The 21584-nt window shown below is 57.1% G+C and carries 23 protein-coding genes; 9 read left to right on the top strand and 14 right to left on the bottom strand.

The genetic code is table 11. From position 1 onward, the window contains the following. Positions 1 to 18 precede the first annotated feature (18 nt). Entirely contained in the window at positions 19 to 480 is a 462-nt protein-coding gene (locus C7476_RS16630; protein ID WP_114431014.1) for an Lrp/AsnC family transcriptional regulator, read from the bottom strand. 121 nt (positions 481 to 601) lie between these two features. Between C7476_RS16630 and hppD the strand changes: the two genes are divergently transcribed. The 3 genes from hppD to C7476_RS16615 all read left to right on the top strand — a co-directional run bounded on the left by hppD (position 602) and on the right by C7476_RS16615 (position 2832). Continuing rightward, the gene (hppD, locus tag C7476_RS16625) at positions 602 to 1714 is read left to right on the top strand and encodes a 4-hydroxyphenylpyruvate dioxygenase (RefSeq protein ID WP_114431073.1); all 1113 of its coding nucleotides are present in this window, start codon (positions 602 to 604) and stop codon (positions 1712 to 1714) included. 40 nt (positions 1715 to 1754) lie between these two features. Continuing rightward, the gene (locus tag C7476_RS16620) at positions 1755 to 1979 is read left to right on the top strand and encodes a hypothetical protein (protein WP_114431013.1); all 225 of its coding nucleotides are present in this window, start codon (positions 1755 to 1757) and stop codon (positions 1977 to 1979) included. Positions 1980 to 2040: 61 nt separating this feature from the next. Then, positions 2041 to 2832: a nucleotidyl transferase AbiEii/AbiGii toxin family protein gene (locus C7476_RS16615; RefSeq protein WP_114431072.1), complete on the top strand. Its 792-nt coding sequence runs from the start codon at positions 2041 to 2043 to the stop codon at positions 2830 to 2832. Between the two features lie 27 nt (positions 2833 to 2859). On the opposite strand, the gene maiA is transcribed toward C7476_RS16615, so the two are convergent. The 3 genes from maiA to hmgA are packed head-to-tail and all read right to left on the bottom strand — an operon-like array spanning position 2860 to position 5845. Continuing rightward, a complete protein-coding gene (gene maiA / locus C7476_RS16610) occupies positions 2860 to 3498 on the bottom strand; it encodes a maleylacetoacetate isomerase (RefSeq protein ID WP_114431012.1) in 639 nt (212 codons plus the stop codon). Further along, positions 3495 to 4514: a fumarylacetoacetate hydrolase family protein gene (locus tag C7476_RS16605; protein WP_114431011.1), complete on the bottom strand. Its 1020-nt coding sequence runs from the start codon at positions 4512 to 4514 to the stop codon at positions 3495 to 3497. Before C7476_RS16605 ends, maiA begins: the two co-directional genes overlap by 4 nt. Then, complete coding sequence (gene hmgA, locus C7476_RS16600) at positions 4511 to 5845, bottom strand: homogentisate 1,2-dioxygenase (RefSeq protein WP_114431010.1); 1335 nt, start codon at positions 5843 to 5845, stop codon at positions 4511 to 4513. Before hmgA ends, C7476_RS16605 begins: the two co-directional genes overlap by 4 nt. Positions 5846 to 5928: 83 nt before the next feature. On the opposite strand from hmgA, the gene C7476_RS16595 reads away from it, so the two are divergent. The 3 genes from C7476_RS16595 (at position 5929) to C7476_RS16585 (ending at position 7112) form a co-directional block, all read left to right on the top strand. Further along, on the top strand, positions 5929 to 6381 hold the full coding sequence (locus tag C7476_RS16595; RefSeq protein WP_114431009.1) for a MarR family winged helix-turn-helix transcriptional regulator: 453 nt from the start codon (positions 5929 to 5931) through the stop codon (positions 6379 to 6381). Positions 6382 to 6447: 66 nt separating this feature from the next. Further along, positions 6448 to 6708 carry an antitoxin gene (locus C7476_RS16590; RefSeq protein WP_114431008.1) on the top strand — a complete coding sequence of 87 codons (261 nt, stop codon included), beginning with the start codon at positions 6448 to 6450 and terminating at the stop codon, positions 6706 to 6708. 11 nt (positions 6709 to 6719) lie between these two features. After that, positions 6720 to 7112, top strand: coding sequence for a type II toxin-antitoxin system VapC family toxin (locus tag C7476_RS16585; protein WP_114431007.1), 393 nt, complete (start codon positions 6720 to 6722; stop codon positions 7110 to 7112). On the opposite strand, the gene C7476_RS16580 is transcribed toward C7476_RS16585, so the two are convergent. The 3 genes from C7476_RS16580 to C7476_RS16570 form a co-directional block, all read right to left on the bottom strand. Beyond that, positions 7109 to 7870 (bottom strand): ABC transporter permease, encoded by a 762-nt coding sequence (locus C7476_RS16580; RefSeq protein WP_114431006.1) that lies wholly within the window; start codon positions 7868 to 7870, stop codon positions 7109 to 7111. The genes C7476_RS16585 and C7476_RS16580 overlap by 4 nt on opposite strands. Beyond that, positions 7867 to 8793: an ABC transporter ATP-binding protein gene (locus tag C7476_RS16575; protein WP_114431005.1), complete on the bottom strand. Its 927-nt coding sequence runs from the start codon at positions 8791 to 8793 to the stop codon at positions 7867 to 7869. The genes C7476_RS16580 and C7476_RS16575 overlap by 4 nt, the downstream gene beginning before the upstream one ends. Before the next feature lie 197 nt (positions 8794 to 8990). Continuing rightward, on the bottom strand, positions 8991 to 10211 hold the full coding sequence (locus C7476_RS16570) for an MFS transporter (RefSeq protein WP_114431004.1): 1221 nt from the start codon (positions 10209 to 10211) through the stop codon (positions 8991 to 8993). Positions 10212 to 10340: 129 nt separating this feature from the next. Between C7476_RS16570 and C7476_RS16565 the strand changes: the two genes are divergently transcribed. Beyond that, positions 10341 to 11168, top strand: coding sequence for an AraC family transcriptional regulator (locus C7476_RS16565; RefSeq protein WP_114431003.1), 828 nt, complete (start codon positions 10341 to 10343; stop codon positions 11166 to 11168). Here the strand turns inward: C7476_RS16565 and metH are convergent. Further along, entirely contained in the window at positions 11153 to 14929 is a 3777-nt protein-coding gene (metH, locus tag C7476_RS16560; protein WP_114431002.1) for a methionine synthase, read from the bottom strand. The two genes, C7476_RS16565 and metH, sit on opposite strands and share 16 nt — an antisense overlap. 331 nt (positions 14930 to 15260) lie before the next feature. On the opposite strand from metH, the gene parS reads away from it, so the two are divergent. Together parS and C7476_RS16550 are read left to right on the top strand one after the other, a co-directional pair. Then, on the top strand, positions 15261 to 15698 hold the full coding sequence (parS, locus tag C7476_RS16555) for a type II RES/Xre toxin-antitoxin system antitoxin (RefSeq protein ID WP_114431001.1): 438 nt from the start codon (positions 15261 to 15263) through the stop codon (positions 15696 to 15698). Positions 15699 to 15706: 8 nt separating this feature from the next. Next, positions 15707 to 16168 (top strand): RES family NAD+ phosphorylase, encoded by a 462-nt coding sequence (locus C7476_RS16550; RefSeq protein WP_114431000.1) that lies wholly within the window; start codon positions 15707 to 15709, stop codon positions 16166 to 16168. 19 nt (positions 16169 to 16187) lie between these two features. Here C7476_RS16550 and C7476_RS16545 read toward each other — a convergent pair whose 3' ends face one another. From C7476_RS16545 to C7476_RS16520, 6 genes are all read right to left on the bottom strand, one after another. Next, a complete protein-coding gene (locus C7476_RS16545) occupies positions 16188 to 16979 on the bottom strand; it encodes a heme ABC transporter ATP-binding protein (protein WP_114430999.1) in 792 nt (263 codons plus the stop codon). A 2-nt stretch (positions 16980 to 16981) separates the two neighbouring features. Next, entirely contained in the window at positions 16982 to 18097 is a 1116-nt protein-coding gene (locus C7476_RS16540) for a FecCD family ABC transporter permease (RefSeq protein WP_114430998.1), read from the bottom strand. Next, positions 18094 to 18972 (bottom strand): heme/hemin ABC transporter substrate-binding protein, encoded by an 879-nt coding sequence (locus tag C7476_RS16535; RefSeq protein ID WP_114431071.1) that lies wholly within the window; start codon positions 18970 to 18972, stop codon positions 18094 to 18096. The genes C7476_RS16540 and C7476_RS16535 overlap by 4 nt, the downstream gene beginning before the upstream one ends. Positions 18973 to 18980: 8 nt before the next feature. After that, positions 18981 to 20039, bottom strand: coding sequence for a hemin-degrading factor (locus C7476_RS16530; protein ID WP_114430997.1), 1059 nt, complete (start codon positions 20037 to 20039; stop codon positions 18981 to 18983). A gap of 22 nt (positions 20040 to 20061) precedes the next feature. Continuing rightward, positions 20062 to 20271, bottom strand: a complete 210-nt coding sequence (gene hemP, locus C7476_RS16525; protein WP_112531533.1) for a hemin uptake protein HemP — start codon at positions 20269 to 20271, stop codon at positions 20062 to 20064. Positions 20272 to 20568: 297 nt separating this feature from the next. Further along, positions 20569 to 21513 (bottom strand): substrate-binding domain-containing protein, encoded by a 945-nt coding sequence (locus C7476_RS16520; RefSeq protein ID WP_114430996.1) that lies wholly within the window; start codon positions 21511 to 21513, stop codon positions 20569 to 20571. Between the last annotated feature and the right edge of the window lie 71 nt (positions 21514 to 21584).

The following is a 21584-nucleotide window of genomic DNA, read 5'->3' as shown; positions in this document are numbered from 1 at the left end:
TCGTCCATCTAGCACCATTTATATTGGCAATCGCCCGTCTTCCTTCAGCGTATCAAGTACGATAGCGGTTTTGACATGCTGGACGGATTCATGCGGCAGCAGAACCTCATTGACGAATGTCGAAAGTCCGCGCAGGTCCGGTGTCACCACTTTGATGAAATAATCCATCTCTCCAGTCAGAGCATGGGCTTCCATGACCTGAGGCAGTTTCGAGATGAGTTCTGAAAAGCGTTGCGCGTTGTCCCGGTTGTGCGTTGCCAGTGTCACAGAGATAATGTTGACGATACCGAGGCCAAGCTTTTCCCGGTCGATCTCCGCCCGGTAGCCGCGAATATATCCCTCTTCCTCCAGCCGTGAGCGGCGGCGTGAACATTGCGACGGCGAGAGGTTGATCCGCTCGGAAAGCTCATTGTTGGTCAGCCGCCCGTCTTCCTGCAGGCACATGAGAATTTTGCGGTCAGATGGATCAAGTTGCGGCATATGTGCATCCTATATCGTTTCTATGCATGAAACATGCAAAGTATGTGGTTATGAAGCGTTGAAATGCAAGCACATTGCAGGCGGTTTGCGCGATAATGGCGGCTACCGCATGGAGGATGATATGGGCCCGTTTCCGCACGACGCACCGAAAGCCACGATCAGCAAGGATAACCCCGCTGGAACGGACGGTTTCGAATTCGTTGAATTCTCCCACCCGGAGCCGGAGCAGCTCGAAGAGCTGTTTGCGCGCATGGGTTATGTGCCTGTGGCCCGCCACAAGAGCAAGAACATCACCGTCTGGCGCCAGGGCGACATCAATTACATCATCAACGCCGAGCCGGGTTCGCACGCGACGAAGTTCGTCGACAAGCATGGCCCCTGCGCCCCTTCCATGGCCTGGCGGGTAGTCGATGCCAAGCACGCCTACAACCATGCGGTTGCCAAGGGCGCGACGCCCTATGAGGGCGACGACAAGACACTCGATGTTCCGGCGATTGTCGGCATTGGCGGATCAATGCTGTATTTCATCGAAACCTACGGCGATAAGGGCTCGGTGTACGATGCGGAGTTCGAGTGGCTGGGAGAGCGCGATCCGAAGCCGGAAGGTGTCGGTTTCTATTATCTCGATCACCTCACCCATAATGTCTATCGCGGCAATATGGATAAATGGTGGGCGTTCTATCGCGAACTCTTCGGCTTCAAGCAAATTCATTTCTTCGATATTGCCGGCAAGTTTACGGGTCTGGTTTCCCGCGCGATTACCTCGCCTTGCGGCAAGATCCGCATCCCGCTGAATGAATCGACAGATGACAAGAGTCAGATCGAGGAGTATTTGCGCAAGTACAAGGGCGAAGGCATCCAGCACATCGCTGTCGGGACGGAGGCGATCTATGACGCGACCGACAAGCTCGCCGATAACGGGCTCAAATTCATGCCCGGACCGCCCGAGACCTATTACGAAAAATCGCAGACCCGTGTAAACGGCCATGACGAGCCGATCGAGCGTATGAAGAAGCACGGCATTCTCATCGATGGCGAAGGCGTCGTCGATGGCGGCATGACGAAGATTTTGCTGCAGATTTTCTCAAAGACCGTAATCGGCCCGATTTTCTTCGAGTTCATCCAGCGCAAGGGTGACGAAGGATTTGGTGAAGGCAATTTCCGCGCTTTGTTCGAATCGATCGAGGAAGACCAAATCCGGCGCGGTGTGATAAAAATCGCAGCAGCGGAGTAGGAGGCTGTAAACTGCATGAATAGTGCATTATATATGGCACATGACCGCGACCTATGGAACCACGATTGTACCGGCAGATTTCCCCGAGCTGACTTTGCTCGCGTGGAACCGTGACGTTGCGCGCCCCATCCCCGCAGAAGAAGCATTTGAGCTCTATGAACGGAACTGGCGATTTGTCGATGCGGAGCATCTGACGCCGTGTGAAGCCAAGCTCATCAAAGAACTGACGAATGCTTTCGGGAATGGTGTACTTCTAATTTCCTGACTTTTCGTTTCGCAAGTGCTCCTGCATAGTGTGGGATATGCAGTCGAGACGGAAAATCGTGATCAAAATCAAACTCAATGAACATCGCGTCATCCTTGAGGCTCTAAGGCTCATGGATCATGAATTTCTTGTCGCCAACGGCTGCTGGTTTGGTGGGGGGACAGCAATCGTCCTTAAGCTAGGCGAATATCGCCAGTCGCTTGATGTTGATTTTCTTTGCTCCAGTGTGGACGGATACCGGGCACTTCGCAGTGCAGCGGTGGAACGTGGCGTCCGGGGTTTTTTTCCGGAACCCGTGGAAACGGTGCGGGGTTTCAAGTCTGATCAATACGGCTTGCGGACAGCGCTTGGCCTGCATGGCCAGATAATTAAGTTTGAAATTATTCGCGAAGCCAGAATTCAGTTGAGAGGACACATGGACGAACAACTGGGGTTGCCCACGCTGGTCGTGCAGGATCTCTTTGCGGAAAAGCTGCTTGCCAATGCTGACCGGTGCCATGACCGTTCTGTTGCCTACCGCGATGCGATTGATCTTGGCATGCTTGTGATCGGGTTTGGCAATATTCCAGACGAGGCGATTGCCAATGGATTGAACGCCTACGGTGAGGACGTTCCGCGCAAGCTCGCATGGGCAGCTTACAAACTTCATGGCGTAGACGAATTGCGACACGCAAGTGACGTTCTGCAAATGGAGAGAAACGATACGGTACGAGCTGTCAAAGCGATAACCGCGGAAGTAAAGCGTATTTGGCCACAAGAGATGCGCAGCCTGATCGGCACAATGAAGGGCGCGGTAAGGATATCGGAAGATTTCGATGACCTCGGCCCCGAGTGGGATCAGTACATCGAGTGAACCGTGCCGCGGCGCTTGCTCCCGCGATCAGACCTTAACCTTGTCCGGATGCGCCGCTGCGAAGGCGTCGATAGCCCTGCACCGTTTGACGATTGTACTTATGCGTTTGAAGCCGCTCGTCTTAACACCCCACCGCTTGGCATTGTAAACTTGGGGAACAAGGCAGAAATCTGCCATGCCGGGCGCGTTGCCCTGGCAGAATTTCCCCGTATCCGGATGGTCCAGCATGGCCTCGAATGCGGAAAGGCCCTCGGCGATGAACTTGCGCATCCAGGCGATGCGGATCTTGTCACCACCTTCGGTCAGATACAGGATGTGGGCCATCACACCCATGTTGCAGACAGGATGTGTGTCCATGGCTATGGCATAGGAAAGCGCCCTCACCCGCTGCCTTCCGGCCGGTTCCTGCGGCAGGAAGCCTGCGTCCAGATAGATCTCGTCAAGATATTCGATGATTGCCAATGACTGGGTCATCATCCGCCCGTCCATGGCGAGCGTTGGAACGAGACCTTGCGGGTTACGGCTGAGATTGTCGGCGCCTTTGTGTTCGTCCTTGAGAAGATTGACCGGCACGGTTTCATATTCGAGACCTAGACGGTTGAGCGCTATGCGTACCCGGTAGCTGGCCGATGAGCGCCAGTAGTCGTAAAGGATGATGCCGTTCATGCTTCACGTCCGTAATTGATAACTTGCTGCTCGATGGCACCGAAGATCGAATGACCATAGGGGTCCTTCATCTCGATCCGCACTAGGTCGCCGAAACGCAGGAATGGCGTCTGCGGAGCGCCTTCATTGATCGTCTCGATCATGCGGAGTTCTGCGATGCAGGAGTAGCCCACACCGTCCTCCTCGACGGGCTTGCCCGGTCCGCCGTCGAGCTTGTTGGAGACAGTGCCGGAGCCGACGATCGTACCCGCACCAAGCGGCCGCGTCCTGGCGGCATGGGCGATCAGAGTCGGGAAATCGAAGGTCATGTCGATACCGGCATTGGCGCGGCCGAACGGCCTCCCATTCAGGTTGACATGTAACGGCAGGTGCACCTTACTTCCGTCCCAGGCATCGCCGAGTTCATCGGGGGTCACGGCAACGGGCGAAAACGCCGATGATGGTTTGGACTGGAAGAAGCCGAAACCTTTCGCGAGTTCCGCCGGGATCAGACCACGCAGACTGACATCATTGACCAGCATGACAAGACGGATTGTATCACGTGCCTCGTCGACACTTGCACCCATTAGCACGTCATCGACAACAACGGCGACCTCCCCTTCCATGTCGATCCCATAGGCCTCGTCCGCCATGCGGATCGGTTCGCGTGGCCCGAGGAAACCGTCGGAACCACCCTGGTAGATCAGAGGATCGGTCCAGAAGCTCTGTGGCATCTCGGCGCCGCGCGCCTTGCGAACCAGTTCGACATGATTGACATAGGCGGAGCCGTCCGCCCACTGATAGGCGCGTGGCAATGGCGCCATTGCCTCATGTTCGTGGAAGCGGCCGGTGGGGACCGCACCAAGCTCGAGACTTTTGCCAAGCGCTTCCAGATGCGGTGCTATACGCGCCCAATCGTCGAGCGCCGATTGCAGGGTCGGCGCGAGAAACGAAGCGTCGGTAAAGCGGGTCAGATCCTTGGAGACAAGAACGAGCTTGCCGTCGCGGGTACCGTTGTCCAGGGAGGCTAGCTTCATTTGTTTTTGTTCTCCTCTGACCAGTCGCCCTCGGGCGTTCCGTTGAACCGCTTCTTCAGGTCTTTCCAGCAATCCGCGTAATTGTCCTGCAGCGATTCGAGTTCTGCGGCAAAACGGGTCAGATGTTGCGGGAAACGCGTCTCGAACATGAACGCCAGAGTGTTCTCAAGGCGTTGCGGCTTGAGTTCCACCGTCGAGGCCTTGTTGAAACCCATCGCGTCGGGACCATGTGCCAGCATCATATTGTGCAGGCTCATGCCGCCCGGCACGAACCCCTCCTCCTTGGCGTCGTACTGACCATATACCAGACCCATGAATTCGGACATGATGTTGCGATGGTACCAGGGCGGGCGGAAACTGTGTTCTGCCACCAGCCAGCGCGGCGGGAAAATCACGAAATCGACGTTGGCCGTGCCCTCTTCGCCGGAGGGAGCGGTCAGCACGGTGAAGATCGACGGGTCCGGGTGATCGAACAGGATAGCGCCGACAGGTGAGAAGGTGCGCAGATCGTATTTGTAAGGCGCATAGTTGCCGTGCCACGCAACGACGTCGAGAGGCGAATGATCGAGCGTCGTTTGATAGAACTTGCCGCACCATTTCACATGCAGCCGGCAAGGAATTTCCTTTTCTTCGAAGGCCGCAACAGGTGTTTTGAAATCACGCGGATTGGCCAGGCAATTGGCGCCGATCGGACCGCGATCCGGCAATGAGAATTTCGCGCCGTAGTTCTCGCAGATATAGCCGCGCGCCGCGCCATTAAGGGCCGCAACCTTGAACATCATGCCGCGCGGGATGACGCAGATCTCCGAAGGTTCGATCTCGATGATACCCATTTCGGTGAAGATACGGAGCCTTCCCTTTTCCGGCACCAAAAGCATTTCGCCATCGGCATCGAAGAAGTAGTCGTCTTCCATATCGCGGTTGAATGCATAGACATGCGCCGCCATCCCCGCCTGGCCATGGACATCGCCGGCCGTGGTCATGGTGCGGATGCCATCGATGAAACTCGTTGGTTGCTGCGGCATCGGCGTCGGATTCCAGCGCAATTGGCCGATTGGCAATTCATGATCATCAAGGTTGGGCGCGGTCTTCCAGTGTTCGCGTTTTGCCGGCGTGAACCGGCCGCTGTGCTTGACCGAAGGCCTGATACGATAGAGCCAGGAACGTTCGTTGATCCCGCGCGGTGCGGTGAAGGGCGAACCCGATAATTGCTCCGCATAGAGCCCATAGGCGCAACGCTGCGGTGAGTTCTGCCCCTGCGGAAGAGCGCCAGGCAGAGACTCCGTTTCGAAATCATTGCCGAAGCCAGGCATGTAGTTGACAGCCGCCATGACGATACCTCCTCTGAATTTAGTTGCAATTGTGACGATCTATTTTGTAACTATCAACATGAAAACAGGATTCTTTTACGCCGATGACAGCCGAGACGACACAGCCACTGATATTGGAAGATTTCCTTCCCTACCGGCTGAACAAGGCGGCGGAGGCCGTCAGCCAGCGCTTTGCCAGCATTTATCGCGATCGATACGGGTTGACGCGGCCCGAATGGCGCACCCTGGCGACGTTGGGCCAATTCGGTATTTTGACCGCCACGGCGATCGGTGCGCATTCCTCCATGCACAAGACGAAGGTTTCGAGGGCAGTGTTCACGCTGGAAAAGCGCCGATGGCTAAGTCGCAAGCGTGATGATATCGACCGGCGCATCGAGAATCTGGAACTCACATCCGCAGGGCGCAAAGCCTATACTGAGCTGGCCAACGTGGCACACATATTCGAGGCTGAGTTGCTTTCCCATCTCGGTAAGCGAGGCGAGAATGAGCTGAAAGCTGGATTGGCTGCGTTGGAGAAGTATTACAACCAGGCATGACCTTGTGGGTTGATTATTTCTGACAGAATATATATCTTGGTATATATCAAGGGAAGGACCCTATTCATGACCCAGACGGCAAAGATTTTTACGAATGGGCGCAGTCAAGCAGTGCGCCTTCCTGCAGCCTATCGGTTCGACAGCAGCGAGGTATTTATTCGCCGGGACGAGGTAACGGGTGATGTCATCCTGTCGAGCAAACCTGACAACTGGGATGGATTTCTCGCAGCGCTTAGAGATGGAGACGTACCTGCCGATTTCCTGAGCAGGGAAGAGCGCAATCTTTCCGGCAGTGACGCCGATCCATTTGAGGGTTGGGAGGAGTGAGCCCACTTTTCATGCTTGATACCAACGCTGTCAGCCAAGCGATCAAGGGTAATGCCGCCACTGTCAAGCGCATGGTCGATGTTCCAATGGCATCAATATGCATCTCTGTTGTCACAGAGGCAGAGCTGTTTTTCGGGCTTGCGAAGCGGCCTGCAGCTACAAGGCTCGCCAGTCGAATTCATGAGTTTCTAAAGCGCGTGAATAGCCTGCCGCTTGATAGCACCGTAGCTGCTCGCTATGGACCATTGCGCGCGCAGTTGGAGCAGCGCGGAAAGGCCATCATAGGTCTGGACTTGTTGATTGCTGCTCACGCAATCGCTGCAAATGCGATTTTGGTGTCAAACGATGCAGCGTTCCGCCATGTCGAAGGTCTCCAAGTGGAAGACTGGTCGAAAGACCCTTAACTCTTCAATCTATACCCCGTCGTGAAGATCCAGCGCAGGATCAGAATGCAGGCGATGAGGAACAGCGCCGTCATGGCGAGGCTGGTGCCGATGTGCACGTCCGACAGGCCGAAGAAGCTCCAGCGGAAACCGCTGATCAGGTACACGACCGGGTTGAACAGCGTCACTTTCTGCCAGAAAGGCGGCAGCATGTCGATGGAGTAAAAACTGCCTCCGAGGAAAGTTAGCGGCGTGATGATCATCAGCGGGACGAGCTGCAGCTTTTCGAAGCCGTCGGCCCAGATGCCGATGATGAAGCCGAACATGCTGAATGTAACTGCGGTCAGCACCAGGAAGAGCAGCATGACGAAGGGATGTTCAATCCGCAACGGTACGAACAGGGCGGCTGTGGCCAGAATGATGACCCCGAGAATGATGGATTTGGTCGCTGCGGCCCCGACATAGGCGATGACGATCTCCAGATAGGACACGGGTGCCGACAAAAGCTCGTAGATTGTTCCGACGAACTTTGGAAAATAGATGCCGAAGGATGCGTTGGAAATGCTCTGCGTCAACAGCGACAGCATGATCAGACCGGGCACGATGAACGCGCCATAGCTGACCCCGCTGATTTCAGGAATGCGTCCGCCGATGGCCGAACCAAAGACGACGAAATAGAGGCTCGTCGAAACGACAGGCGAAATGACGCTCTGCATGATCGTGCGCCATGTGCGGTGCATCTCGAACAGGTAGATCGCCTTGATGGCATAGAGGTTCATTTGCGTTCCCTCACGAGATTCACGAAGATTTCTTCCAATGAACTTTCGCGCGTCTGGATATCCTTGAAGCGCACGCCAGCCTTGTCGAGATCTTTCAGCAAGGCTGTAATCCCGGTGCGGTCCTTCTGCGTGTCGTAGTGATAAATGAGCTCGCAGCCGTCGGACGATAGTTCGAGCTCATACTGGGCCAACGCCTCCGGTACCTCGTCACGTTTTTCCTGTAGAAACAGCCGCAATTGCTTCCTGCCGAGCGAGCGCATCAGTTCAGCCTTCTCCTCGACCAAAATGATTTCGCCATGGCTGATGACGCCGATGCGATCGGCCATCTGCTGGGCTTCCTCAATATAATGCGTGGTCAGGATGATGGTGACGCCGGATTCGCGCAGTGCCCGGACGACATTCCACATGTCGCGCCGGAGCTCGACGTCGACGCCGGCCGTAGGTTCATCGAGAAACAGGATCTCCGGTTCGTGCGACAAAGCTTTCGCGATCATCACCCGGCGCTTCATGCCGCCGGAGAGGGTCATGAGCTTTGAATCCTTCTTGTCCCACAACGAGAGTTCTTTCAGGATCTTTTCGATATGCGCCGGTTTGGCCGGCTTGCCGAAGAGACCGCGACTGAAACTGACCGTATTCCACACCGTCTCGAAGGCATCTGTCGTCAGTTCCTGCGGTACGAGACCGATCTTGCTACGGGCCGCGCGATATTCCTTGATGATATCGTGGCCGTCGGCGAGGATCGTTCCCGATGTCGGATTGACGATGCCGCAAATTGTCGAGATCAGCGTGGTTTTACCCGCGCCGTTTGGGCCGAGCAGCGCGAATATCTCGCCATGGCGAATGTCGAGATTGATATTCTTCAGCGCTTCGAAACCGGTTGAGTAGGTTTTGTAAAGGCTGGAGACGGAGATAGCTGAGGACATGAATTTACCTGGAAAGGAATTTCGGTCTGGACGTATCTGGCGGAACAAATCTGAGGCGCAGGCGCGCCCGTGAGAATGGTGTTCCTTATATGGGGTTGGATATCGTTTTACAAACCGGCATTCCTGACAATTGACGTCAGCAGCGTTGCCGAAGGAGAACTGGCAAAAAAGCCCGGGCATTGCCGGGCTTTTGTTGTTCAGGCCGTGGCCGGTTCGCCCCGGACTTCCCGCATGCTTGGCAGGAAGATCGTCAACAATCCGAGGAATGGCAGGTAGGAACAGATCATATAGACATAGTCGATGCCCTTGGCATCGGCGACGAAGCCAAGTACCGCAGCGGCAATACCGGCCATGCCAAAGGCGAAGCCGAAGAAGATACCGGCTATCATGCCGACCCGGCCGGGTACCAGCTCCTGGGCAAAAACCACAATCGCGGGAAAGGCGGACGAGAGGATGAAGCCGATGAAGACTGTGAGCACACCTGTCCAGAGCAGATTGGCGTAGGGCATCATCAACGTGAATGGCAGGACGCCAAGGATCGAGAACCAGATGACGGCCTTGGTGCCGATCTTGTCGCCGATCGGGCCGCCAAGAATAGTCCCGACAGCAGCGGCACCGAGGAACAGGAACAGCATCATCTGCGATTGCTGCACCGAAATGCCGAATTTGTGGATGACGTAGAACGTGTAATAGCTGGAGATACTGGCAAGGTAGATGTTCTTGGTGAAGACAAGCAGCGTCAGGATCAGCAGCGATGTAATGACCTTTTTGCGCGGCAGCTTCAGGACCCTGCTCGCGGCTGGCTTGTTTGCATTGGCGATGCGATAGCGCTGGTACCAGTTGCCGACCTGATAAAGGATGATCATGCCGATCAGAGCGGCAGCGGAGAACCAGGCAATGCTTTGCTGGCCGCGCGGCAAAACGATGAACGCTGCCAGCAGGGGCCCGAGCGCCGTGCCGAAATTGCCGCCGACCTGAAAGAACGACTGCGCCAGACCATGGCGCCCGCCCGAGGCGAGACGGGCCACACGCGAGGATTCCGGGTGGAAGATCGACGAACCGATACCGATGAAAGCGGCACCGGCGAGCAACATGACATAATGCGTGGCGATGGAAAGCAAGCCGAGCCCGACCAGCGAAAAGGCCATGCCGACAGGCAGCGAATACGGCATCGGTCGCTTGTCGGTATAGGTGCCGACGACCGGCTGCAGCAGCGAGGCTGTGACCTGGAATGTCAGCGTCAGGAAACCGATCTGCTTGAAATTGAGGCCATAGTTCTCCTTGAGCATCGGATAGATAGCTGCAAGCAGCGATTGCATCATGTCATTGAGAAAATGGCAGAAGCTGACGGCAAAAATGATGGCGAAAACGGTTGTTTCGGCGGAAGTCCGCTGAGCAGGCAAGGCTGTATCGGTCATGGTGTGCGTCCATCGAAGAAAGAGGGTGCACCGCCCAGGCGGTCACCCTTCCTGCGCATCTGATATACCTGTTGCGCGCATCCTGCTTTCGTGGTTTGGTCCAGTTCTTTCGAGTGTGGGCCAAAAACAATGCGCTATCAAACATTTGCTGCCCGGAACGCTGCGGGCCTGCGGCTTGAGGAGCTGCATAAGGTGCGGCTCAACTGGCTTGAGCAAGCCGAAGGCGACGTTTTCGCGTTGGCGACGGTCTATCCATCGGGATTTCACATTCCCGACCATCATCACAGCCAATCGCAGCTCCTGCATGCCATCAGCGGCGTTACCATGGTCACGACCAAATTTGGCCGCTGGATGGTGCCGCCACATCATGCCCTATGGTTGCCTGCCGGAACGGAGCATGCGGTGGATATGCTGGGCGATGTCTCGATGCATTCAATCTATGTGCGGCCGGACGCAGTGGCGGGGTTGAAACGGCATTTGCACGTGGTGGGACTGACGCCCTTGATGGACAACCTGATCCGCGAGGCGGTTGCGGCGCCTGCCGACGTTCACGCCGATCCACGGACGACGTTTGTCATGGGGTTGCTGCTGCATGAAATCCCCAACCTTCCGGAACGACCACTCGGCCTGCCATTCCCGGAAGACCGGCGGCTGGCGGCACTGTGCCGTGGATTCCTCGAGAACCCCTCGCCCCACACAGATATCGACGACTGGGCGGATCGGCTTGGAATGAGCCGGCGTACGTTCACGCGGACATTTCGCCGCGAAACCGGCCTCAGCCTTTCAACGTGGCGCCAGCAGGCTTGCCTTTTGTCAGCACTGCCGCGCCTGACCAAGGGTGAGCCGGTGACCAGCGTCGCACTGGATCTCGGCTATAACAGCGTGCCGGCTTTCACGACCATGTTCAAGCGCATGCTCGGCGCGCCGCCGAGGCATTACCTTCATTCGGCCGCCTGAACCCTTGGCCCCGGCACGTAGTTGAGGATCGGCCCAAGCCAGCGCTCGACCTCACCGACCGGCATTTGCTTGCGTTCCGAATAATCTTCCACCTGGTCGCGCTCGACCTTGGCGACGCCGAAATAATAGCTTTCCGGATGGCCGATGTAGATGCCCGACACCGACGAGCCCGGCCACATGGCGAAGCTTTCGGTCAGGCTGACGTTGATCCTGGCTTCCGCGTCAAGGATGCGGAAAAGCGTCGCTTTTTCAGTGTGATCGGGCTGCGCCGGATAGCCTGGCGCCGGGCGGATACCGCGATAGGGTTCACCGATGAGTTCCTCCGGCGCAAGATCTTCGTCAGGTGCATAACCCCAGAATTCCTTGCGCACGCGCTCGTGCATCAACTCGGCAAAGGCTTCGGCAAAACGGTCCGCCAGCGCCTTGACGAGGATGGAGGAATAATCGTCGTTGGCACGTTCGAAGCGTTCGGCGATGGCGATTTCCTCGATACCGGCGGTGACAACGAAAGCTCCCATATAATCCTGAACGCCGCTGTCGATGGGCGCTACGAAATCGCCAAGGGCCACATTCGGCCTGCCATCGCGTTTCGACAGTTGCTGGCGCAGGGTGTAGAAGGTCGCGAGCTCTTCCTTGCGCGCCTCATCAGCGAAGACGCGAATGTCGTCGTCCGCCGCGCCCGCTGGCCACAGGCCGATGACAGCTTTCGGATTGAACCATTTTTCCGCGATGATCTTCTTCAGCATTGCCTGCGCATCGTCGAACAATTGACGCGCGGCTTCGCCCTGCTTCTCGTCTTCGAGGATGGCAGGATAGCGACCCTTCAACTCCCAGGTCTGGAAGAACGGCGTCCAGTCGATATAGCGGGCGATCTCGGCAAGATCGTAGTTTTCGAAGACGCGCGTCCCGATGAAACCTGGCTTGGTCGGTTTGTACGAGGTCCAGTCGATCTTGTGCGCATTGGCGCGCGCCCTGGCCAATGGCAGGCGCTGCTTGTCGGCCTCGTTACGGGCATGCGCGTCCGCGACCTTGATGTATTCGGCCTCGATGGCTTCGACGTAACCCGGCTTGGTTTCCTTGGACAGAAGATTGGATACAACACCAACCGCACGGCTCGCATCGGTGACATAAATCGTCTGCCCCTTATTGTAGCGCGGGTTGATCTTGACCGCCGTGTGCACGCGGCTGGTCGTTGCGCCACCGATCAGCAGCGGAATGTCGAAACCCTCGCGCTCCATCTCCGAGGCTACATGCACCATTTCGTCGAGCGACGGCGTTATCAGGCCCGAGAGGCCGATAATATCGACGTTCTGTTCGCGGGCCGTCTGCAGGATCTTGGTCACGGGAACCATGACACCGAGATCGATGATCTCGTAATTGTTGCAAGCAAGCACGACGCCGACGATGTTCTTGCCGATATCGTGGACGTCGCCCTTGACGGTTGCCATCAACACCTTGCCGGCGCTTGTCCGCTCCCCTGTGCCGCCATTGGCAAGCTTTTCCGCCTCCATGAAGGGCAACAGCAGGGCCACGGCCTGCTTCATGACCCGGGCGGATTTCACGACCTGTGGCAGGAACATCTTGCCGGCGCCGAACAGATCGCCGACGACGTTCATACCTGCCATCAACGGCCCTTCGATGACGTGCAACGGGCGCTCTGCCTCCTTGCGCGCTTCCTCGGTATCTACGTCGATGAATTCGGTAATGCCGTTGACCAGGGCATGCTCGATGCGTTTGGCGACACTCCATTCACGCCAGGCGAGATCGCGTTCACGTGCTTCCTTGCCGGCGGAACCCTTGTAGCGCTCGGCAAGATCAAGCAGTCGCTCTGTCGCATCATCACGGCGGTTGAGCACGACGTCTTCGCAGGCCTCACGCAGTTCCGGATCAATCGATTCATAGACCGCGAGCTGGCCCGCGTTGACGATGCCCATATCCATGCCAACCTGGATGGCATGATAGAGGAAGACTGCGTGCATCGCCTCACGCACCGGTTCATTGCCGCGGAACGAAAAGGAGAGATTTGAGATGCCGCCGGAGATGTGCACGTGCGGCAGTGTTTCGACGATCTGCTTCGTCGCCTCGATAAAGGCGACGCCATAGCCATTGTGCTCCTCGATACCGGTTGCAACAGCAAAGACGTTTGGATCGAAGATGATGTCTTCGGGCGGGAAGCCTGCCTCCTTGGTCAGGAGTTCATAGGCGCGCGTACAGATCGCAACTTTCCGCTCCAGCGTATCGGCCTGTCCGTCCGTATCGAAGGCCATGACGACGACGGCGGCACCATAGGCGCGCACCTTCTTGGCGTGATCGAGAAAGGCCTGTTCGCCTTCCTTCATCGAGATCGAGTTGACCAGTGGCTTGCCTTGCACGCACTTCAGGCCCGCCTCGATGACGTCCCACTTCGAACTGTCGATCATCACCGGGACCCGGGCGATATCCGGCTCTGCCGCGATCAGGTTCAGGAATTCGACCATGGCCTTTTCGCTGTCGATCAGGCCCTCGTCCATGTTGATGTCGATGATCTGCGCGCCGTTCGCCACCTGATCGCGCGCCACATCCAACGCCGTGGCGAAATCGCCCGAAGTGATGAGTTTGCGGAACTTGGCGGAGCCGGTGATGTTGGTGCGCTCGCCGACATTGACGAAGGGAATATCCTTGGTCAGCGTGAAGGGTTCGAGGCCCGACAAGCGCATATGCGTTTCCGTCTCGGGAATCTCGCGCGGCTTGTATTTGCCGACTGCCTCGGCAATCGCCTTGATATGCTCCGGAGTTGAACCGCAGCAGCCGCCAACGATATTGAGCAGGCCTTCGCTGGCGAAACCCTCGAGCTGCGCCGCCATCGCTTCCGGGCTCTCGTCGTACTGGCCGAATTCGTTGGGCAGGCCCGCATTGGGATAGGCGCAGACGAATGTATCGGCAACGCTGGAAATCTCGGCGAGATGCGCCCGCATTGCGTTGGCACCGAGGGCGCAGTTCAATCCGATGGTGAAGGGCTTGGCGTGGCGGACCGAATGCCAGAAAGCCGTCGGGGTTTGACCAGAAAGCGTCCGGCCGGAAAGGTCTGTGATCGTGCCGGAGATCATCACCGGAAGAGTGATGCCCTTCTCTTCGAATACTTCGTTCGTGGCGAAGATTGCTGCCTTGGCGTTGAGTGTGTCGAAGATGGTCTCGATAAGGATGATGTCCGCGCCGCCATCGATGAGGCCACGCACTTGGGTCCCATAGGCGGTGCGCAGGTCGTCGAAAGTGACAGCGCGATAGCCGGGATTGTTGACGTCAGGCGAAATCGATGCCGTGCGGTTTGTCGGGCCGAGCGCTCCGGCGACGAAGCGGCGGCGGCCATCTTTCTGCTCGGCTTTCAACGCAGCACGGCGGGCAAGCCGCGCACCATCGCGGTTAAGCTCGTACACGACCTCTTCCATGCTGTAGTCAGCCTGGGCGATCGTAGTGGAGGAAAATGTGTTGGTCTCAAGGATATCGGCGCCCGCCATGGCATAGGCGTAGTGGATATCTTCGATGGCTTGTGGCTGCGTCAGGATCAGGAGATCATTGTTGCCTTGCAGGTGGCAGGAACAATCCGCAAAGCGATCGCCACGAAAGTCATCCTCATTCAGGCCAAGGCCTTGAATCTGCGTACCCATGGCGCCGTCGAGAATCAGTATCCGTTCCTTCGCCGCCTTGGTCAAAGCTGTAAAAACTTCGGAGCCGTCCCGAGGAGAACCCATGGGACCGAACAGATTATCAACCGCAATATTCATAACTTGGCACGCCTCATGATCCACAAACCGGATGAGGTGTATTGATATTCACGCTTTGACGACCTGCAAACGGCGTTTTTCTGTGCTCCGGTGCTCACGTACCAAAATGTACGCTGCGCTCCGGTGCTCGAAACCACTATTTTCGGAGCGTCATAGCAAAAAATCTCAAATACACCCGAGGTGTGAGGGTCACATAAAGATATCTTTATGTCAACAAGTCAATTCTGTTGGCGGCATGATATGTCGCAGTTGTGGTGGTCGCGCGGACTTGTAAAACGGCAATATGCCGTCTATATTCAAGCAAGTTGCCGCAAAGGCCTGGAGCACGTGGATGTCAAAAGTCATTGTCGAGGAAGTTGCCCGAAAGCTCGGTGGGACGCCGGTACTCGGATCTGAAGTTCGCTCGCAGGCGGATCTCGCCATGGCTGTTCGCAATCGTTTGCCTTTGAGTGCTCTGAAAGGCTTGACCCTTGCTGGACTGACCAATCAGGAAATCGAGCAGTTCGTTATTCCTCAGCGCACAAGGCGGCACCGCGCCGACAAGAAGCAACCGCTGACTGTTGACGAGTCCGACAGGACGGTCCGTTTGATGCGTATCCAGACACTGGCTGAAGAAACGTTTGGCGACAAGGAAAAAGCCAACCGCTGGCTGCGTCGAACGCTGGCTGAACTTGGCGGCGAAACGCCGCTGGTGATTGCCCAGACGGAAGCTGGCGCACGCGTCATTGAAACCATTCTTGGCAAGATCGCCTGGGGTGCAGCCGCCTAGAGGCTCTAATGCGGCTTTGGCGATTATCCGGCAAGCAGCATGCGGAGACTTTGGACGGCGGCTATGGACTGTTGTTCAATGGCCGCTGGAACAGCGTTGGCCATGCGGTGACCTATTGCGCGACGTCGCCCGCCCTTTGCGTCCTTGAAAAGCTGGTGCATGTTGAAGATCCGACACTTTTGCCGGAGCTCGTTATGGTGACCTATGAGGTGCCGGACGATATGCCCGTCCAGAACATCGCGGTGCAATCCTTGCCATCGGACTGGCGACGGTGGGAGGGCCTGACCCAAGGCATGGGCGACAATTGGCACAAGGCCAAATCAACGCCACTGCTGATGGTGCCGTCAGCGATTGTTCCTATTGCCGGTTCGCCCGATATCAACGTGCTGATCAATCATTCGCACCGGCTGGCGGCGGAGATCAAAGTGCTCACATTGGAGCCGTTCACGCTCGACCCGAGACTTTTATAGACGGGCAGCGATCCAGGAGTCACATCGCCGCCGACTGCGGCAGGACAAACGGCACATGCTTGTCGGGCAAGGCGCCTACTTTCAGGGCACACTCATAGACACGCAGGATACGGTCGTCTGTAAGGACCTCCGCGGGTGTACCCACGCTATCAATAGTGCCACCGTGCATGACCACGACGCGATCCGCGTACATCGACGTCAGATTGAGATCGTGCAGGATTGCGATCACCCCGCCGCCACGCGTGGCAAATGCGCGGGCGATCTGCATGATGATGAGCTGGTGCTTGATATCAAGACTGGAGACGGGCTCGTCGAGGAAGAGAAAGCGCGGCTGACCATCGAGAACGGGTTGCCAGACCTGACAGAGAACCCGCGCGAGTTGTACGCGCTGCTGTTCGCCCCCGGAAAGCTCCTGGTAGAAACGGCCGCCAAAGCCGGCAAGATCGACGAGCGCCAGCGCCTCGTCCGGAAGGTTTTCGACGACATCATGTGTCGCGCCGGAACGGCCGCTGGTAAGCCCGAGCCTGACGATCTCGCGAACGGTGAACGGAAAGGACAGCGAGGTCGATTGCGGCAGGATCGCCCGCATGGCGGCCATCTGCCATGGTTTCAGATGGCCGAGCGAGTGCCCGTTGATCGTTATGCGGCCGGTGAAAGGCAGATCGCCGGAAAGCGCCCGCATCAGCGTCGTCTTGCCAGAACCGTTCGGGCCGACAATGACAGTCAGTTCCCCCGCCTGAGCATCGAAACTCGCATCTTTGACGATGGCCTTGCGTCCAAGCATGACGTTGACGTCGGAAAGGCTGATCATGGTCAAAGATCCACAATGCCGCGGCGGCGCAGCAATATCCACAGGAAGAAGGGCGCACCGACGGCGGCCGTAACGATGCCGATCGGCAATTCCGAAGGTGCGACGATGGTGCGGCTGACGGCGTCCGCGAGCAGCAGCAGGCTCGCACCCAGAAGTGCGGATGCCGGGAGCAGATAGCGATGGTCCGGTCCTATGACCAGCCGAAGCAGATGCGGCACGACGACGCCGACGAAGCCGATGCCACCGCTGACGGCAACGGAAGCACCCGTTGCGGCAGCGACCACAATGATGGCCACGCGCTTGAAACGCTGGACCGGAATGCCAAGGTGGCTTGCCGAGGCTTCACCAAGTGCGAGAGCATTGAGGCCGCGCCCAAGAAAGGGAGAAACCAGCAGCGCCAACACGATAAAGGGACCAGCCGTAGACATCTTGGTCCAATTGGAACCGGCGAGTGAACCCAGTGTCCAGAATGTCAGATCGCGGAGCTGCCTGTCATCGGCGAGAAATGTCAGGAGGCCTATGTACGCCATGGCCATGGCGCCAAGTGCAATACCGGCCAGGAGCATTGTCGCGATGGAGGTTTGTCCGCGCCGCGTGGCGACGCCATAGAGAATGAGCGTGAAAACCAGGGCGCCGATAAAGGCGGCAATCGGCAGGGCAAATATACCGAAGGTCGAAATGAACGGTGTGAGAACCGTCGTGCCAAGGACAATAACGCTGACAGCGCCAAGACCTGCACCCGCGGAGACGCCGACAATGCCGGGATCCGCAAGCGGATTGCGAAACAATCCCTGCATCACCGCACCGGAGACAGCAAGCGACGCTCCGATCATCGCGCCGAGAATAATGCGCGGCAACCTTATATCCCAGATGATGATGCTGTCCCGCAGGGAAAGGACACTATCGTCACTGCTTGCGCCTCGAATCAAAGCGTGGACAACAGATATGACCGAAGCGTCGGATGCGCCGGCCGTAAGACTGAACAGCATCGTCGCCAGCAGTGCGAAACCCAGCACGACGATAACGCCCTTCGCCAGAAATGAACGGTCGCCGTCCGCACGGGTTTTGCCTTGTCCCGACCGAAGAGCCACAGGCCTCACCAACACAGACTCGCTCATTGGCTCACTTCAGATCCGTAGAATGCCTTGGCAAGATCGTGCACAGCCTCTGCCGTTCGTGGTCCGAAGCCGAGCAGATACTGCCCGCCCATGCGCACAATGTTCTTTGCTTGACCGGCAGGCGTTGCTGCAATCGCCTTGTTGGCGAGAAGATCCGCGTCGGTTGTAGCGCGCGGCCCGTGGATATCCATCACGAGAATGACATCCGGCTGCGCCGTGAGGATCGCTTCCTCTGTCATTGTCTTGTAGCCGGAATACCCGGTGACGACGTTGTCAGCGCCTGCAAGTTCGATGATGCCGTCGGCAGCCGTCTTGGTGCCTGCTGCCATGATTTTTCCGCCTGTTGTACTGAGGACGAAGAGCACACGTTTGCGGGTCTTGATATCTTTGGTTTCGGCTTTCGCCGCCGCCAATTTCTGCTCGATTTTGGCAGATAGCTTCTCGGCCTTGTCATCGACGCCGAGTGCCTTGCCGACGATCCGGATTTTTTCCGACACGCTTTCGGCCGTGTAGTTTTCCGGAACGAACACGAAAGGTACGCTGGCTTTTTTCAATACGTCGATGGCTTCACGCGGGCCTGAACCCTCAACGGCAATGATCGCAGTCGGGTTGATCGACAGGACGCCTTCCGGCGACAACGCACGCATGTATCCGACATCGGGAATCTTGTGCGCAGCTTCGGGGAAAACGCTGGTGGTATCGCGACCGACCAGCCGCCCCTCCTCACCCAGATCATAGATGATTTCGGTGATCGACCCGCCGATGGAGACTACACGGCTTGCATCGGGAATGGGGCCGGAAATCTCTTCTGCCATCGCAACGGCTGGCAGCGCCAGAATGCCGAGCGCTGCCACCATGAGGGGGAATCTGTTCATTGTCATTCCTATGCCGCAGCACGCATGAGGCGTGGCAGCGTTTCGACGAGCTGTCGCCAATCGCCACGTTCGCCGGAGCCTTCATGGCGCTTGCCGAAGAACTGGACGATCATGTCGCCCTCTGCGCCATAGGCTTCGAGCGAGGTAACATGCCCGTCCTTGGTAGGCTTGCGCACGGCCCACAACTCCGCGATGTGATCAGTACGCAGATGCATATGAAAGGTTTCGTCGAGGATGTTGATCCACGGACCCATTGGCTTCACGTTTTGAATGGGTCCCGAATGAATCTGGATGCAGCCGCGATTGCCGATAAAGCACATGATCGGCAGTTGCTCCTGCGCGGCGTCGTGCATCATTGTTGTCAATGCGGCCGTGTCGAGTTGCCACGCGTAATCCTGTCCGATTACCTGCACCGCCTGATGGCGTGTCATCTTCAACGAACGCAGGATGCCGAAGAATTCGTGGACATCCTTCATCTGGGTCCAGCGGTCGCGCAAGCCTGAAGCGTCGAGCTCGTCAAGCTCGAAGGTCTTTTCCTCCGGCTTCGGCAGGGCTGTCAGTTGCACAGACTGTGATTGATCATCAAGACGAAGTTTGGCGACGAGAGCCTGGTAGGCTTCCAGATTGGAGGCTGGGCGAAGGTGGATCTTGTGGATGGCCTCCCCGGCTGCATCGAAGAATTGCAGACTGCGGCGAACGTCTTCGCCGTCCGGCTTTTCGACGGCAAAGCCATGTGCCCAGGCATTGGGAAAAAGCCGCATATCGATCTGCTCGCCGAGCAGCATCGAGGCGTGCTTGCCGACGATCGGCTTGTCATAAACACCGATCTTCTCATGGACGGCGCTCTCGTTGCGGGTGAGCGCCATCACTTCGCCAAGCGATTCGATTTCAGTCAGAAAGGTTTCGATGTGCGGGTTGATACGAACGACATTGATCCCGCAATAGGCGGCCACCAGCTCGGCTTCCGAGATCTGCAGCTGCTGCGCAAGGTCGCGCTCGCGCATTTTCGGGTTCTCAGCCCTCGCCTGCCGAATTGCCTCGGGTGTTGGTTTTACTGCGTCAGTCATGTTTCTAGCCTGCTGATGGGAATTACTTATTGAGGATCAGTTTGCCCTGCCGGGTGATTTTGAGTCGGTAGAGCGAGCCAGCGTGTTCAATGCCAACTTCATTGGTGCCGTCGAAAAGGATGTCGCTACCGTAGACGCGGATGTCCTTTTGTATCGGCGCGGAAAAATTGGCGCGCACCGGCGTAGTGTTGGGGAGACGCACCTGCATATCGATGATTTGACGTGGGGACATGGCAGTGGGCCTTTTCTGTTCCTTTTGTCCGGGACAGCGCTGCTCGCATTATCCCTCTTATTTAAACTTGACTATCTTATTCATCTTTATTACTCAATTGAAACAAGAGTCAACAACTCAAGTTAAAAAGAGCTGTCAATTTGCAGCAAGCCTTGGCCATAGCATGACCGCTGTTACAGCCATATTCCTGCTTGCCGCAACAGGGTGGCGTCGGGGTTAGAGTCCCCCCGGCGCCAACCCTGGCCAAACAAAAAAGGGCCCTTGCGGGCCCTTTCGTTTGAAGTTGGATAGCTGATCTTAGAAGGGCGAATCCGGGAAATAGAATTCCTTGGCGTTGTCCTTGGTAACCAGTGTGGCATCGAGGATGTACTTGCCGCGCACAGGGACCTGGTCATAGAAGTTTGCGACCGTGAGCTCCATTGCCGTCGCAATCATTGAAGGCGGATAAAGCACGTTGATCGGTGTCATCGCATCACCGTCGGCAACGCGCTTGATCATGTCCTTCATACCGGCGCCACCGATGACCAACTTGATGTCGGTGCGCTTGGCCTGATCGATGGCCTCGAGCACGCCGACAGCCATATCGTCATCCTGGCACCATACGGCGTCGATCTTGGGAAACTTGGTCAGGTAGTCCTGCATGATCTTGAAGGCATCATCGCGTGACCAGTTGCCAAATTGCTTGTCGAGAACCTTGATGCCGCTGCCGGCGATTGCATCGTCAAAACCCTTCTGCCGCTCTTCGTCGATGACGATCGGCAGACCACGGATAACAACGACGTCACCGGTCTTCAGCGTGTCCTTGAGATATTCGCCGGCGACGCGGCCGAGCTCGGGATTGTTACCGGCAACGTAAAGATCCTGAATCGTCGGATCGGACAGAGCGCGGTCAACCACGGTGACGAATACGCCCTTTTCCTTGACCTGACGCAATGGATCGGTCAGTTCGTCGGAATTGTGTGGCAGGGTAACGAGTGCGTCGATGCCCTGCGTCGTCAGATCTTCAAGTGCGTTCGCTTGCGATGCTCCATCAGGCGAAGTTTTGATAGTGATCTTGAGGCCCGGATGAGCAGCCTCAAGCAGCTTGGCGGCCCGTTCGGCGTGGTAGACAACACCGCCCGTCCAACCATGATCTGCTGCAGGTATAGATACGGCGATGTTGACCTCTTTGTCCTGCGCGTAGGCCAAGGTCATGGTCGAAGCGAGCGCCGCCCCGACAAGACCGATCAAAAGTTTACGCATTTGGTTTCTCCCAATTTTGCTCGGGCCTTGATTGCGGCTCGGTGGGTGGCCCTTTCCCCCCGTTCCCTTAG

The organism is Phyllobacterium bourgognense (assembly GCF_003337575.1).
Lineage (GTDB): Bacteria > Pseudomonadota > Alphaproteobacteria > Rhizobiales > Rhizobiaceae > Phyllobacterium > Phyllobacterium bourgognense.
Note: the sequence above shows the minus strand (reverse complement) of the source record. Positions and strands in the feature narration are given on the sequence as shown.